Consider the following 14518-nt stretch of genomic DNA (forward strand, 5'->3'; position numbering starts at 1 on the left):
TGATGCCGGAATAGGGGGAGGATGAATCACATGAGCGTATGGCAAACAGCTATTGAGGACGTTTTACGGAAGACAAGGCGAAATATCGCTAAGTTCGGCGACCAATTTCCGCATGTCAGCACGGACGGAGGCCGCTCGTATGTGTTGAACGCCAACGATGATTGGACCGACGGCTTTTGGTCCGGCATGTTATGGCTTTGTTACGAATACAGCGGCGACGACGCATTTCGGCAAGCGGCAGCCCGAACCGTTGAAAGCTTCCAGGAGCGCTATGAGGCGAACCGGGTGCTGGACCATCATGATATCGGGTTTTTGTACTCGCTGTCAGCCAAAGCGCAGTGGATCGTAGAAAAGGATCAGGCTGCCAGGCAGCTTGCGCTAAGAGCCGCCGACAAACTAATGGCAAGGTGGCGCGAGCCGGGTCAATATTTTCAAGCGTGGGGACCTGCTCATGACCCCGTAAACGGCGGCCGGATTATTATCGATTGCATGATGAATTTGCCTTTGCTTTACTGGGCCTTCGAGCAGACAGGCGATGAACGGTACCGCCAGGCTGCGGTTATCCATGCCGATAAAAGCCGGCGTTATCTCGTCCGCGGGGATGACTCGTCCTATCATACCTTTCATTTTGATCCAAAAAATGGCGAACCGATCGGCGGCGATACCGCTCAAGGCTATACAAACGGGTCGACGTGGACGCGGGGACAAGCATGGGGCGTTTATGGATTCGCGCTGTCGTACCGGTATACGGAGGATCGGCTTTACCTGGAGACGTCAAAAAGGCTGGCACGTTTTTTCCTGAGCCATCTGCCGGAGGATGAAGTTGCTTACTGGGACTTTAATGCCCCTATCGAGGCGAGAACGCCTCGCGACAGCTCGGCCTCTGCCATCTTTTGCGCCGGTTTGCTGGAGCTGCTCGATTTGATGGATGAGGGTGACCCGGAGCGCGCGTATTTCGAACGAAGATTACGGCTTTCGATGGAGTCGCTTGTACTCCATTATGCGACCATTAACGACCCTAATGCGGAAGGATTGATCAAAAGAGGCTCTTACCATGTTCGAGGCGGATCCTCTCCGGACGATTTTATGATTTGGGGCGATTATTATTATTTGGAAGCTTTGCTTCGCCTAGAGAAGGGAATCAAAGGGTATTGGTACGAAGACCGATAAAAAAACAGTCGAGCAGGTAAAGCGATCCTGCTCGACTGTTTTGGCTTTAATAACGTTTCTCCGACGGTCTACTTAGGGGAGCCCTTCTTTAAACCGGACATATTTTTAAGAACGAGCATAAGGTTTGCAGGTTTCTCGGCAAGCCTGCGGGTGAAGTAAGGATACCACATGGCGCCGTATGGGACATAGCAGCGGATGCGATAGCCTTCTTTGGCTAGCTTAGCTTGCTCATTCATGCGAAGTCCATACAGCATTTGAAATTCAAAAGCATGCTTCGGGATTCGATGCGTGCGCGCGTAAGCCTTCACCCAGCTGATGATCGCATCGTCATGCGAGGCGATTGCCGTATAGACGCCTCTGTCCAAATGAAGCTTGATCAAGTTTTTGAAGCTTGCTATGACCTCGTCTGGCTTCTGATAGGCGACATTATCCGATTCTTTATAGGCACCCTTCACGAGGCGAAGGTTAATGCATGCTTGCAGCATATCCTTAGCGTCCTGCTCCGTTCGGAATAAGTACGCCTGCAGCACGGTCCCCACATTCGTTAAGCCTTCGGCATGCAGCCGCTTCACGATATCGATCGTCGCCTGCGTATAAGGCGTATTTTCCATGTCGATCCGGACAAAATTCCGATGTCGCCGAGCATGCTTCACCACATCGCGAATGTTGGCATAGCAGGCGGCCTGGTCCAGGGCGAGTCCCATTTGGGTTGGCTTTAACGATACGTTGGAGCTTGCCTTGCAGGCAGCAATGCCTTCAATAAGCTTTAAATATTGCTCCTTATATACGGAAGCCTCGCTTATATCGCGAATGCCTTCGCCTAGATGATCGAGCGTAGCCATAATGCCGAGCTTGCCGAGCACCTCGATTTCCTTCAGAGCTTCCTCAAGCGTCTCACCTGCAATAAACTTGCCGGCAAGCCTCTTGCCATAGGTCGTTGACAGCTTCTCTACAAGCGGAATACCCGTGATCGTCAATAATGTTTTGCGATACCATGTTGCTCCGATGCCCATCACTGCTGCTCCTTTCCCAAAAAAGCGTTAGTAGGAGTCTGATTCAGGGAGTTCGGTATTAGTATATTCACAAATTATCGCTATCGCGCTATGCGAGCCTAATTATTTAAAAAACAGAAAATGCGTCGGCAGCTTGCGAAGCTGGCCGTCGGAAGGCTTATTGATGACGCGCCCGTTAAAAATGAGCGAGGAAGAGCCGCCGCCATCCAAATTATAGCCGTCTACCGCACCATACCGCTGCAGCAATAGCTGCATTTCGCCAAGTGTAGCGCCGGAGCTGCCGGATTCGTTATATCCATCAGCGACAAGAAATAGCAGCTGTTCATCCTTGTAGTTGGCTATAATGGTTCGCGGAGCGCGCTTCGGGCTCGTTTGCCATTTTACCGGAATCGGCTGTGGAGCTCCGCCGCGCAGCAAGACAGGCACAAAGGATGCGCCGAACCTCGGATTATGAGCATCAAGCTGCTGCTTGGTCGCGAACTTCCCGCCGATCAGCTCATTCTTATCGTTTAACCCGACAAAAAACAAATCCTTATGGGGCGGCTCGAAGCCGGTCGCATAGCTGCCGTCAACGATAGTCGTGCTTAGCGGATATCGCTTTCCGCGGCCATCGGCAAAGCCGCCGGCATTAATGCCAGCTACAGCCTGATGACGATTCACGGCGGCCAGCGTGGTCTCGGCCTTGCCAAGCTTATCCCCGCCAAGCGCCATCGTCATCGCGTCTTTGCTCTTCAGCTTCACTTTGAGCGCATAGGCCGTAAAGTTCTCTGCTTTTATGTAGAAGAGCTGAGCTCTCAGCTTGTCCGATTCGATAGTAGCGGAAGCATTGCCCAGCTTCCTCGTTATATTGCGATCGTAAATTTGAAGCGGCCTCATTGCTTGTGAGGCTGCCATCGATGTAATTTTTGCCATATCGGCATTCGTTTGCTTATACAGCTTTATTTGCCTTTGTATGGACTCACGAGTTTGTGACGCCGTTTCCTGGGCGAGATCAAGACCAGTCGCGGCAGGCTTAATATCCGTTTCAGGAAGCCTTACTTGTTCGGTTATGGGCTTTGGAAATGCCTGAGAAGGCAGCTGGATGACAATATCGGAAAATAGCAGCCAAATCATAATGCCGAGAAAAGGTGCGCAAGCGAGCAAGGCTGTGCGGTTCAACGCTCTGACGGTCAGATTCATTTGAGCACATCCAAGCTCTTCTGCAGCTCGTTCAGCTGCTTCTTGACTTCATTCAACTGTGTATACAGCTTATTGCTGTTGTCGGTCTTGGAAGCGGCGTTATCCTTCGTGAACGTAAGCAGCTCATTTAGCGCATCGACCTTGGCTTTTAGCTCGGAAAGATCGGTCGTGTAGTTCGTTTCAAGCTGAAGCATGCGAGCCTCGTAGGCTTGCTGCATCGCCGAAATTTGACTGGCGGTTTGTCGCTCCAGATCAGCGGACAGCGTCTGCTGAATCCGTTCAGTATACCATTTGGCGCCTAGTATGCCGGAGCATATAATAATGAGCCATACGCAAACGAAAAGGAGGAAGGGACGGTTTCCTTTCTTTCTGCGCGTCTTCTTGTCGGTTTGGCTAGCAGTGCGTTGTTCCAAAATCAAATCACTCATTCTATTCATTCACCTCTCTTGTTAGTCACTTGCACGAAAGATCGGATGAACGAACTGCAAGCATTGGGACTCATAGTTTTAGACATCTATTGCTGGTAAATAGTTGCGCATGTCATCTTATTGTAACAAAGAGAGGTATAGAAGTCCTCTGCGATAAGTGGGAATTTTATGTAAATTTGATTTTTCACCGGAACATTCTCCCCCTTACCTGCGTCTAACCATACGGGATGCGGCAGTCGATGCCGCAAATTGGAAGGAGATTAAGATGAATAGAGAGAATTGGTTCAAGCGAATTGCTAAGCGAGCAATCGTAGCCAGCTTGCTAGTAACGCTTGTAGGCACAGGTTTTGGAGCGAAGGAGCAGGCAGATGCAGCAGAGCGTCAGCCCATTAAGCTGGTGTTTGTGCACGGGTCGAAGCAAATGACGTTAAATGGCAAGGTGCAGAAAATGGCAACGCCGCTGCCGGTAGTAAAAGGGGTCACCATGATTCCGGTTCGTACAATGGCCACCTCAGTAGGGGCTAGCGTATATAACGATAGCAAGGGCACTCATATCGATACTTATCTCAACAAAGTGACGTTAAACGTCAACATGCGCGGCGCGGTCCGCAACGGAAAATATATGGTCATGCCAAATGCGGCAACCCGCATAAATGGCACCATGCATGTGCCATTGTCCTCCGTTAAGCTGCTCTGGAACGCAGCATATGTGTACAATGCACAGCTAAAGCAAATAACGATAACGATTCAGCCAGATCCGAATATCGCTCCGATTGCAAATTTTAAGGCACCGGTGCAAGTGAAGCTTGGCGAGCCCGTAGAATTCGAGGATCTTAGCCATGATCCTGATGGAAAGATCATGAAAACGGAATGGACGGGACGCAAAAGCGCGTACTTTGAGCCAGGGGTTTATACGGTAACGCAATCCGTTTATGATAACGATGGCACTTGGAGTCCCCAAGCAACGCAGGATATAACGGTTACGGACGAAGTCATGTACACGCCTTATGAATACTACATGCGCTATGGTAATCCCGGCGATAAATTCGGCGTAGATGCAAAGCTGATGAATAGCTTTGAGGATGTAAATACTTTTGAAACAAAAGGCTACACGACCTTGTATATGTCCAATGCGCCGGAGCGGTTTTTTGGTGAAGGACTGCTGTACGAGGATGTACTGGATGGTCCAAGCCGATTGTTCATTCATCATCGGAACGGCGCTGAAGAACGGATGAAGTTAGCGGTTGTGGTGACGAATATGCAGAGCGAAGCGATTAAATTGACGTTAGGTAACCGAGGCTTAGCGGGTCCAAGCGTAAATGCTATGCAATTTGGATCTGCTGCAGTGACAAGATACCTGACAGGCAGCTTGCCTCGCGAGATGATTATTGAACCAGGCGCATCTGCTGTGCTGCTGCCTGAGCTTGAGAAAATCATTATGAATCCAGGTGAAGGTTTTTCTGGTTTGCTGGATGTTGACTCGGATGGACCATTGACGTTCTCGACGATGGCTCTGAGAGAATGGTCGGACGCTCTCAGCTCGGTGTTTAATTTGGATCAGCTTGAGAAGGTTGGCAATCGAGGAAGATTTTTGGATACGGATCAGTTAATTGAAGTGAATGAGACAATTGGCCTTAAAGAAAGCAAGCTGCGTCTAGGCAGCCGCGGCACCAGCATGGTTGGAGTAGATGCACTGACTGGTGAATCGACATTCAACGGCGGGGAATATGGGGCCGTAACGACAATCAAGCTTAAGGATGTCGCCTACGGAACCCGCATTATCCTGAATCCGCGTGCAGGCATTTTCCAAGGCGCGGTCTCTGTGAATGGCCATGTTGTATCTGTTCCGACAGGCGGGCATTTGAACTTAGGCGAGGGCGTATTGATTTATACGCAGATCAAACCGGAGGACGGGCAATCGGCTCCTAAGCTGCCGCCGGAGGTTACGATTACTTATACATCACCAGGAGCAAGTTCGTTACCGATCTTATTCGTATTTTTTCCAGGCTCCAATTTTGAATAATTGACGACAGGAGGATATGCCGTTTAAAAGCGGCAGTCCTCTTTTTTGTGATTAGCGGCAGTCCTCATGTATAATAGAGGTGCTAGTTATGATTTGAACCAATTAGGAGGGTGATCAGCATGGATCAACCAATCACAAATAACGGCGCAAGCCGAGCTCAGGCGAAAGCCATGTTCGCAGGAGGCTGCTTCTGGTGCATGGTATCACCATTCGAGGAAATGCCAGGCATTATAAAGGTCGAATCCGGATACACGGGCGGGCATACCGTAAACCCAACTTACCAGGAGGTTTGCTCGGAGACGACAGGACATGCGGAGGCCGTGCAAATTACGTATGATCCGCAAATTTTCCCATACGAGAAGCTGCTTGATATTTTTTGGAGACAAATTGATCCGACGGATGCAGGCGGGCAGTTCCATGATCGCGGCGAATCGTATAGAACTGGCATTTATTATTATGATGAGGAACAGCATGCGCTTGCGGAAGCTTCCAAGCAGGAGCTGGAGGCAAGCGGCCGCTTTGATCGTCCAATCGTAACGGAGATCGAGCCTGCGCAAGCTTTTTATCCGGCAGAGGACTATCATCAGGGCTATCACAAAACGAATCCATACCGCTACAAAATGTACCGTAATGGCTCCGGCCGCGATGCGTTTATTTCGCAAAATTGGACCGTTAAGAAGGATCAAGCCGAGCTTAAGCAGCGGCTGACGCCAATCCAGTACGAAGTGACGCAAAACAGCGGCACCGAGCGTCCGTTCACCGGCGAATACTGGGATCATACCGAGGATGGCATTTATGTGGATATCGTCTCGGGAGAGCCGCTGTTCAGTTCCCGCGACAAATACGATGCGGGCTGCGGCTGGCCGAGTTTCACGAAGCCGCTGCAGGCTGCCGCGGTTTCCGAGCATACAGACACGACGCACCATATGGTGAGAGTCGAGGTTCGCAGCAAAGAGGGCGATTCTCATCTTGGCCATGTGTTCGATGACGGACCGAAGCCGACAGGGCTCAGGTATTGCATTAACTCCGCATCGCTGCGGTTCGTCGCCAAGGATAAGCTGGAGCAGGAAGGGTACGGCGAGTACCTGCATCTGTTCGAGCAATAGAAGCGGAGGACCCGTTAAAGTTATTTGATCGGAGGAGATTCGGAAGATGAACATTGAGGAAGCGATTCGTACTCGGAGAACGATAGGTAGAGTGAAGAAGGACCCCGTTGAGCGTGCGTTAATTGAAAAGCTGCTGGACGCAGCAGCTTGGGCGCCTAGTCATTTTAATACTCAGCCATGGTCTTTTATTGTCATGACGGGTGACGGAAGAGAGCGGCTTGCCGAGGGCTATGCACGCGTATCTGCTGCCGCTGTTCCTGAGCTGAGCGGTGAGCAGCTTGAAGAGCGATTGGCTAAGGAACGTACGAAAGCTTATCGTTCGCCTGTCGTAATTGCAGCCGTTTGCTCGCCGTCAGACGATCCGCGCGCGGTGCTGGCAGAAGAGCTTGCGGCTGCTCAGGCCGCTGTGCAAAATTTGCTGCTTGCTGCCCATGCAAATGGTCTTGGAGCGATTTGGCGCTCCGGTGACCCGATGTACCATCCGCTTATGAAAGAAACGTTTGGTCTTGTGGAGAAAGACCAAATCGTCGGGTTTATTTACTTGGGGTATCCAGACATGGTTGCGCCAGAGCCTAAGCGAATTCCTGCTACGGCGAAGACAGTATGGCTGGTGTAGAATCTATGGAAAAGCCCGCAGTGTTCGTGATCTACGAGCGCTGCGGGCTTTTTTTTTGTCAAAAGAGGCGGAGTCTATACAAGTTTCTTAATCGTAAAGTTGGCTTGAAGCACATACCAATTTTGCGGGAACGGAACGCCAAGCACCCAGTAGCTGAAGCCGCGCAGTTTATAGGTTTTGACCAGATTGAATTTGGCCTGTACGCTGCGTGCGTCCTCGTACCAGACGATATGCTCGCGCCCTTCCTCATCGTAATAGTTGTAGTAAGGCGATTGGCTCTCGTCGTCGTATTGGATTTCAGCCCCATATTTGCCTGCACGGTCTACCGCTTCCTTTGGACTGACGGTAGGGGCCCATTTAGCGCCTTGCACATAAGGAAGCGTCCAGTCATAGCCGTATAACGGCATGCCCATGACGATTTTTTCGGCCGGAATGACGCTCAGGGCGTAGCTAAGCACTTTATTAACCTCGTTCAGCGGCGCGACGGCACGCGGGGGACCGCCGGACCAGCCCCATTCATAGGTCATTAATATGACAAAATCAACGATACGTCCATGAGCGGGATAATCATGTGCTTCATATAGCGTGCCGGTCTGGCTGGCGCTTAATTTGGGAGCGAGGCAGGTGGACACGAGATAGTTCTCCGGATGAAGGCCGTCGACAAGTCTTTGCAAAAATGCGTTGTAAAGCTCGCGGTCGGCGGGTGGCACGTACTCAAAATCTACATTGAGGGCTAGATAGCCCTTTTGCTTCATCGTAGCAAGAATGTTTGAGATAAGCTTTTGTTGAATAGCTGGATCAGACAAAACCGCATGAGCGATATCCTGGCTGAAGGTACCGTTCTCGAAATTCGTAATCACCATCATTGGAGCGGCACGCTTGGCGTAGGCGGCGTTAATGATAGCTGAGTCATCTAAAGTGGTAAAACTGCCATCGGCTTGTACGCGGTAGCTGAACGGGCTTAAGTAAGTTAAGTACTCACCGATTTCCTCGACGATTTCGACGCCGGCGGATCCGAATTTCTCCGTATATGCGTTGACTTCAATCGTTGGCCGAGCTGGCTGCGGAATGACGATCGTTTGGCCGGGATAAATCAGTGCAGGATTAGTGATCTGGTTGACAGCCGCCAGCTCCTGCAGCGAAACGCCGTATCGCTGGGCAATTTGCCACAGTGTTTCGGAAGCACGCACCCTGTGACTGGCTGCTTCTGTTGGAATGATGAGCGACTGGCCAATGACGAGTACATTTTGATTGCTCAATCCGTTGGCTGCCGCAATATCATCTACGGAAACGTCATGGTTCTGTGCCAGCTTATAAAGCGTGTCACCTTTTTGCACGACATGGATCAGCACCTTCGCCGAACCTCCTTTACAAAAATCAATCTACATGCTCACGCGACAGCCCTTGCTGCCGCTTCTTATTCCAAATAACCCACCGTTATAACTCTATTCAAAAAGAGCTATTCCTAGTCTGCTTATAACAAAGTGCGGCTGTATAAGGCAACTGCTTTGGTGACAGTGAAATTTCGGAAAAATGATAGCCAAAGTGCGGAAGGAATACGGAGTCTTGGGAATAATACGCAAATAGGGAGGAAAAACGGTGAAAGATGCCTTTTTTTCTTTCGGTGGATCCTGTTCATTGTTTTGGTGATCGATACTTTGCTGACGCTGCTGGTTGCTTCGGTTGAGGCGCAAGAGCGATGAAAGCGGTGTATATCAGCGGGTAAACCCCTTTTTTTGGTTATACAGTTCGCATTTTCCGGCTCTTTTCTTCAAAAAAACGAACCTTTATAAAACATTCTCTTTTAATGTTCGTATTTCATTGACAGTAGTTTGGGGATTAGATAAACTAGAATAGGTTTGAGGCAGAGCTACTGCCGAAGCGGAAACGGCTGTCGAATTTCCTCGAATGAAGGCAGCGGCGTTGCGCGTAAATTTACAATTGGAACATAAGGATGAATCTGAATATTTTCTTCCTATTTTATGAAAAGTCATCTCGTATATATTTGGGATTAGGCCTGAATGTTTCTACCCGGAAACCTTAATTTTCGGACTACGAGCAAGATGAATGGACAAGCGAACAAGCGAGTTGTATCGAGTGACAACAACAGGATCACGGCTTGGATCGCCATATAGCAAATTCGCAGCTCATATATGCCCTTTAAATTGGACATAGGTTGCCTCTCTTACGGGGCAGCCTTCTGTTGTCTCTCAGGCATAGCGGCACGGCTTGCTCGTCCTCATTGAAGTGAAGCTTAATGAATGCCCGCAGTCATAGCGATTGCTTGTCGTTCCTTATGCTTCCGCTCGAGTCCTGCGGCATTCCTATTCAATTGGTTGCTGACGGGATTTTTCTGTTTTTTAGGCTTTAAGTCATAGTGGCTTGATGGTTTATAAACTTATACATGAAAGTGGGTTTGATCGCATGTCTGCGAAGGTTGGCGTCATCATGGGCAGCAAATCGGATTGGGACACAATGAAACTAGCCTGCGACGTTCTGGAGGAATTGCAAATTCCTTATGAGAAAAAGGTCGTTTCGGCACACCGGACGCCGGATCTCATGTTTGAATACGCGGAATCTGCAGTAGAACGCGGGCTTAAGGTGATTATCGCCGGAGCTGGCGGAGCTGCTCATTTGCCCGGCATGGTCGCTGCGAAGACGATTTTGCCGGTTATTGGCGTTCCCGTAAAATCATCAAATTTGAGCGGGCTTGATTCTTTGCTCTCCATCGTTCAGATGCCTGGCGGCATTCCGGTAGCTACAGTAGCCATCGGCAACGCGGGCGGAACGAATGCGGGACTTCTGGCAGCACAAATGCTCGGGGCTTTCGACCCAGAGGTGCAAGCACGCGTGGAAGCGCGCCGCGAGCGCATTAAGCAGGAAGTGCTTGAAAGCAGTGAAACGCTATGAGCAGCGAAGCAGGCAAGCAGCCTCAGCTAAAAACGCTGCTTCCAGGCAGCACGATCGGCATACTTGGCGGCGGGCAGCTAGGCCGAATGATGGCGAATGCGGGCAGTGCGATGGGCTATCGGTTCATCGCGCTTGACCCGGCGGTCGACAGCCCGGCCGGGCAGGTTGCGGAGCAAATCGTTGCCGCCTATGATGATCGCGAAGCGGCGCGCGAGCTTGCGAAGCGATCGGATGTCATAACCTACGAATTCGAGAATGTGGACGCCGATGTGGCAGCGATGCTGATGGAGGAGTCCTACGTGCCGCAAGGCAGCAAGCTGCTTTACACTACGCAGCATCGGCTTCGCGAGAAGCAAGCGATTGAAGCGGCAGGCGTGCGGGTTGCTCCTTACCGCGAGATTCGCAGCGTCGAAGAGCTTCGCGAGGCGGTTTCCGCTTTCGGAACGCCCTGCGTGCTGAAGACGGCGATGGGCGGCTATGACGGCAAGGGCCAATGGGTCATTCGCAGCGAGGGCGAAATCGACGAAGCATACGAGACGCTCTCCCGTGCAAAGGTACAGTTGGTACTGGAGCAGTTCATTCGCTTTGATAAGGAATTATCGGTTATAGCGGCAAGAAGTCCGCAGGGGGAGATCAAAGCTTTTCCCGTTGCGGAAAACATACATGTCGATAATATATTGCATCTGTCTATTGTTCCGGCAAGAATCAGCGAGGAGCTGCAGCGCGAAGCGGAACGGCTTGCGATGAAGATTGCTGAAGGGCTTGGCGTAGTTGGCCTAATCGCAGTAGAGCTGTTTGTGACGAATGAGGGCGAGCTGTTCGTGAACGAGCTTGCGCCTCGCCCGCATAACAGCGGTCACTACACGATGGAGGCATGCCGGACGTCGCAGTTCGAGCAGCATGTGCGCGCTGTGTGCAACCTGCCGCTCGGCGACACGAAGCTGATGAGCCCTGTTGTTATGGTTAATGTGCTCGGACAGCATGTTGAGCCGCTCCTTGAGCTCACGGCACGTCAGGATGAGGCCGCAAAGCGTCTCAACGTAGCGCCGAAGCTGCATTTGTACGGAAAGAAGGAAGCCGTCTTTAAGAGAAAGATGGGACATGTCAATGTCCTGGCAGCGAACATAGATGCTGCGCTTAGCTGGATCGAAGAAACAACTATTTGGAAGGTGTGAAAAATTAATGTTAGAGCGTTACAGCAGACCGGAAATGAGAGCGATTTGGACAGAGGAAAATAAATTCAGAGCGTGGCTGGAGGTTGAGCTTTGCGCATGCGAGGCTTGGTCAGAGCTGGGCGTTATCCCGAAGGAAGACGTAGTCGCGCTTCGCGCCTCCGCAGACTTCGATATCGACCGGATTTATGAAATCGAGCAGGATACGCGCCATGACGTTATCGCGTTCACGCGCGCCGTATCAGAGAAAGCAGGCCCAGAGGGCAAATGGGTACATTACGGACTTACTTCCACAGACGTTGTGGATACGGCAATCGGCTACCTGCTGCTTCAAGCGAACGCAATTCTTGTCAAAGATATTGAACGCTTTATCGAAATTCTAAAAAACAAAGCGCTGCAGTACAAAGATACGCCTATGATGGGCCGTACGCATGGCGTACATGCTCAGCCAACGACCTTTGGCCTGAAAATGGCGCTTTGGTACGAGGAAATGAAGCGCAACCTGGAGCGTTTCCATCATGCGGCTAACAACGTTCAATTCGGCAAAATGTCCGGCGCTGTAGGTACCTTCGCAGATATCGATCCTTTTGTTGAAGAATTTGTATGCAACAAGCTTGGAATCACTGCTGCTCCTATCTCTACACAAACGCTGCAGCGTGACCGTCACGCTGAATATATGGCGACACTTGCTCTTGTAGCTTCATCGCTCGACAAGTTCGCAACCGAAATTCGCGCCCTGCAAAAGAGTGAATTCCGTGAAGTCGAAGAGCCGTTCGCCAAAGGTCAAAAAGGCTCCTCGGCGATGCCTCATAAACGCAACCCAATCGGCTGCGAGAACATTTCCGGCTTGTCACGCGTCATTCGCGGACATATGGTTACGGCTTACGAGAACATTGCCCTATGGCATGAGCGCGATATTAGCCACTCTTCCGTTGAGCGGATCATTTTGCCGGATGCAACGATGCTGCTTAACTACATGCTGAACCGTTTGGGCAACATCATCAACAACCTGACCGTGTTCCCGGAAAACATGAAGCGCAACATGCAAGCGACATACGGCGTACCGTTCTCGGGACGCGTATTGACGAAGCTGATCGACAAAGGCTTCAGCCGCGAGAAAGCTTATGACACCGTTCAACCGCGCGCGATGCAGGCGTGGGAGACGCAGCGCCAATTCCGCGACATCATCGGTGAGACTGAGGAAATTACAAGCGTGCTGACTACGGAAGAAATCGACGATTGCTTCAACCCGGCTTGGCACCTCAAGCATGTCGATACGATTTTCACTCGTTTGGGATTGATTTAAGGGGAGGCTAGCCTGATGACCGCAACATCGCAAGCTTTATCGACGGCTGTCGATTATATCAAGGCTCCGCTTATTTACAAAGGCAAGGTTCGCGAGCTCTATGATCTGGGCGAGCATTTCCTGATCGTCGTAACCGACCGCATCTCTGCGTTCGACTACGTGCTTGACCCGGCTGTGCCGGACAAGGGCAATGTACTGAACCGCCTGTCGGCTTACTGGTTCGAGCAAACAGAGGGCATTCAAGTGAATCACGTTGTTCACACTGACGTAGAGAAGCTTGGCGATCTTGTAACTGAGCCTGAGCTGCTCAAGAACCGTATCATGGTTACACGCAAAGCAGAGCGCATCGATATCGAATGTGTCGTTCGCGGCTATATCACAGGCGGCGGCTGGAGACAATATCAGCAAACGTCTGCAATCAACGGCATCGAGCTTCCGGCGGGCCTTCGCAAAAACGAACGTTTTCCTGCGCCAATCTTCACGCCGGCTGCGAAAAACGACGTTGGCCACGACGAGGACATCCCGTTTGAGAAGATGGCTGAAATGGTCGGCGCCGAGCTTGCCGAAGAGCTTCGCGACCGCAGCATCAAGCTTTATGAATTCGCTCACGGCTATTGCGCCGAGCACGGCATCATCCTAGCCGATTGCAAATTCGAATTCGGACTTATCGACGGCAAAGTCATCCTGATCGACGAAATCTTCACGCCTGACTCCTCCCGTTTCTGGGCGGAGGGCAACTATGCGCTTGATATTGAGATCGACAGCATGGACAAAGAACCGGTACGCACGTACTTGCTAGGCTCCGACTGGGATCGCGACAGCAAGCCGGCACCGCTCCCCGAGTCCGTAGTAGCCGAAACAACGGCGCGTTACCGCGATATCTATCGCCGCCTTACAGGCGCTGAGCTATAAGAAGCTTTACGGTAAGCAAGTATTAATCTTAAAAACGTCAAGCGCAAGCAAAGACGCTTAAAAAAGGCACGCGCCATAGCGCAAGCCGCAAGGCAGGCAGCCAGCGAGAGCGCTGCTGCACCCCATAAATGCAAGGCAGCCATTGCACTGGCAAAGCTGCACGAATCAAACCGGTGGCCAGTGGAACGCGGCCACAAAAAATTGCTTCACCGACCACTCGCAAGGATTTGATGAAGAGAGTGCATGCGCGAAGCGTGGAAAGTTGTTGTCGTAGAGCGAAAGCGATCGCTTCTTGAAGCCGGGGAATTACCGCTAAGCGGTTTAATCAAAATTCCCCCGCTTCGAAAGCGACGTAGACAATAACTCCCACGCCCGCGCCCAGCACGCCCTCACCATCACTTCCTGCGAGAAAAACCCACATTTTCAGGAGGCTATTATGAAGGCAACCGTCTACGTCACCATCAAGCAAAACGTTTTGGATCCACAAGGAACCGCTGTACAAGGCGCGCTACACACACTGGGCTTCTCCGAAGTCGAAAAAGTACGCATCGGCAAATATTTGGAGCTTGACCTTGACACGACTGACCGCGCAGAAGCGGAAGTACGCATCAAAGCAATGTGCGAAAAGCTGTTTGCGAACACGGTTGTAGAAGATTTCCGTTTTGAACTGGAGGGATAAGGCG

13 protein-coding genes and 1 riboswitch are annotated in these 14518 nt (G+C 51.1%); of the genes, 9 read left to right on the forward strand and 4 right to left on the reverse strand.

Going from position 1 to position 14518, the window contains the following annotated elements; translation table 11 throughout:
• Positions 1–30 precede the first annotated feature (30 nt).
• A complete protein-coding gene (locus HI950_RS16620; protein ID WP_169086046.1) occupies positions 31–1170 on the forward strand; it encodes a glycoside hydrolase family 88 protein in 1140 nt (379 codons plus the stop codon).
• A gap of 68 nt (positions 1171–1238) precedes the next feature.
• Here the strand turns inward: HI950_RS16620 and HI950_RS16625 are convergent, their stop codons facing one another.
• The 3 genes from HI950_RS16625 to HI950_RS16635 all read right to left on the reverse strand — a co-directional run bounded on the left by HI950_RS16625 (position 1239) and on the right by HI950_RS16635 (position 3790).
• Positions 1239–2183: a proline dehydrogenase family protein gene (locus HI950_RS16625; RefSeq protein ID WP_169086048.1), complete on the reverse strand. Its 945-nt coding sequence runs from the start codon at positions 2181–2183 to the stop codon at positions 1239–1241.
• Between the two features lie 102 nt (positions 2184–2285).
• A complete protein-coding gene (locus HI950_RS16630) occupies positions 2286–3362 on the reverse strand; it encodes a phosphodiester glycosidase family protein (protein WP_169086050.1) in 1077 nt (358 codons plus the stop codon).
• A complete protein-coding gene (locus HI950_RS16635; protein WP_169086052.1) occupies positions 3359–3790 on the reverse strand; it encodes a hypothetical protein in 432 nt (143 codons plus the stop codon). Before HI950_RS16635 ends, HI950_RS16630 begins: the two co-directional genes overlap by 4 nt.
• A 265-nt stretch (positions 3791–4055) precedes the next feature.
• Between HI950_RS16635 and HI950_RS16640 the strand changes: the two genes are divergently transcribed.
• From HI950_RS16640 to HI950_RS16650, 3 genes are all read left to right on the forward strand, one after another.
• The gene (locus HI950_RS16640) at positions 4056–5813 is read left to right on the forward strand and encodes a stalk domain-containing protein (protein ID WP_169086054.1); all 1758 of its coding nucleotides are present in this window, start codon (positions 4056–4058) and stop codon (positions 5811–5813) included.
• Positions 5814–5932: 119 nt separating this feature from the next.
• Positions 5933–6919, forward strand: a complete 987-nt coding sequence (gene msrA / locus HI950_RS16645) for a peptide-methionine (S)-S-oxide reductase MsrA (protein WP_169086056.1) — start codon at positions 5933–5935, stop codon at positions 6917–6919.
• Positions 6920–6965: 46 nt separating this feature from the next.
• Entirely contained in the window at positions 6966–7535 is a 570-nt protein-coding gene (locus tag HI950_RS16650) for a nitroreductase family protein (RefSeq protein WP_169086058.1), read from the forward strand.
• A gap of 74 nt (positions 7536–7609) precedes the next feature.
• On the opposite strand, the gene HI950_RS16655 is transcribed toward HI950_RS16650, so the two are convergent.
• Positions 7610–8887 (reverse strand): glycoside hydrolase family 18 protein, encoded by a 1278-nt coding sequence (locus HI950_RS16655; RefSeq protein WP_169086060.1) that lies wholly within the window; start codon positions 8885–8887, stop codon positions 7610–7612.
• Between the two features lie 623 nt (positions 8888–9510).
• Positions 9511–9610: riboswitch (purine riboswitch) on the forward strand.
• 349 nt (positions 9611–9959) lie between these two features.
• Here HI950_RS16655 and purE point away from each other — a divergent pair.
• The 5 genes from purE to purS all read left to right on the forward strand — a co-directional run bounded on the left by purE (position 9960) and on the right by purS (position 14514).
• Complete coding sequence (purE, locus tag HI950_RS16660; protein ID WP_169086062.1) at positions 9960–10445, forward strand: 5-(carboxyamino)imidazole ribonucleotide mutase; 486 nt, start codon at positions 9960–9962, stop codon at positions 10443–10445.
• A complete protein-coding gene (gene purK, locus HI950_RS16665) occupies positions 10442–11620 on the forward strand; it encodes a 5-(carboxyamino)imidazole ribonucleotide synthase (protein ID WP_169086064.1) in 1179 nt (392 codons plus the stop codon). The genes purE and purK overlap by 4 nt, the downstream gene beginning before the upstream one ends.
• A 7-nt stretch (positions 11621–11627) precedes the next feature.
• The gene (gene purB / locus HI950_RS16670; protein ID WP_169086066.1) at positions 11628–12923 is read left to right on the forward strand and encodes an adenylosuccinate lyase; all 1296 of its coding nucleotides are present in this window, start codon (positions 11628–11630) and stop codon (positions 12921–12923) included.
• A 15-nt stretch (positions 12924–12938) separates the two neighbouring features.
• Positions 12939–13835, forward strand: coding sequence for a phosphoribosylaminoimidazolesuccinocarboxamide synthase (locus tag HI950_RS16675; protein ID WP_169086068.1), 897 nt, complete (start codon positions 12939–12941; stop codon positions 13833–13835).
• A 433-nt stretch (positions 13836–14268) separates the two neighbouring features.
• A complete protein-coding gene (gene purS / locus HI950_RS16680; RefSeq protein ID WP_187768114.1) occupies positions 14269–14514 on the forward strand; it encodes a phosphoribosylformylglycinamidine synthase subunit PurS in 246 nt (81 codons plus the stop codon).
• The last annotated feature ends 4 nt before the right edge of the window (positions 14515–14518 follow it).

The organism is Paenibacillus sp. PL91, assembly GCF_012935325.2.
Lineage (GTDB): Bacteria > Bacillota > Bacilli > Paenibacillales > Paenibacillaceae > Pristimantibacillus.

Excerpts from the sequence above, each read along its gene's own strand:
- HI950_RS16620 (WP_169086046.1), top strand. The coding sequence starts at position 31 with ATGAGCGTATGGCAAACAGCTATTGAGGACGTTTTACGGAAGACAAGG.
- HI950_RS16625 (WP_169086048.1), bottom strand. The coding sequence starts at position 2,183 with ATGGGCATCGGAGCAACATGGTATCGCAAAACATTATTGACGATCACG.
- HI950_RS16630 (WP_169086050.1), bottom strand. The coding sequence starts at position 3,362 with ATGAATCTGACCGTCAGAGCGTTGAACCGCACAGCCTTGCTCGCTTGC.
- HI950_RS16635 (WP_169086052.1), bottom strand. The coding sequence starts at position 3,790 with ATGAGTGATTTGATTTTGGAACAACGCACTGCTAGCCAAACCGACAAG.
- HI950_RS16640 (WP_169086054.1), top strand. The coding sequence starts at position 4,056 with ATGAATAGAGAGAATTGGTTCAAGCGAATTGCTAAGCGAGCAATCGTA.
- msrA (WP_169086056.1), top strand. The coding sequence starts at position 5,933 with ATGGATCAACCAATCACAAATAACGGCGCAAGCCGAGCTCAGGCGAAA.
- HI950_RS16650 (WP_169086058.1), top strand. The coding sequence starts at position 6,966 with ATGAACATTGAGGAAGCGATTCGTACTCGGAGAACGATAGGTAGAGTG.
- purE (WP_169086062.1), top strand. The coding sequence starts at position 9,960 with ATGTCTGCGAAGGTTGGCGTCATCATGGGCAGCAAATCGGATTGGGAC.
- purK (WP_169086064.1), top strand. The coding sequence starts at position 10,442 with ATGAGCAGCGAAGCAGGCAAGCAGCCTCAGCTAAAAACGCTGCTTCCA.
- purB (WP_169086066.1), top strand. The coding sequence starts at position 11,628 with ATGTTAGAGCGTTACAGCAGACCGGAAATGAGAGCGATTTGGACAGAG.
- HI950_RS16675 (WP_169086068.1), top strand. The coding sequence starts at position 12,939 with ATGACCGCAACATCGCAAGCTTTATCGACGGCTGTCGATTATATCAAG.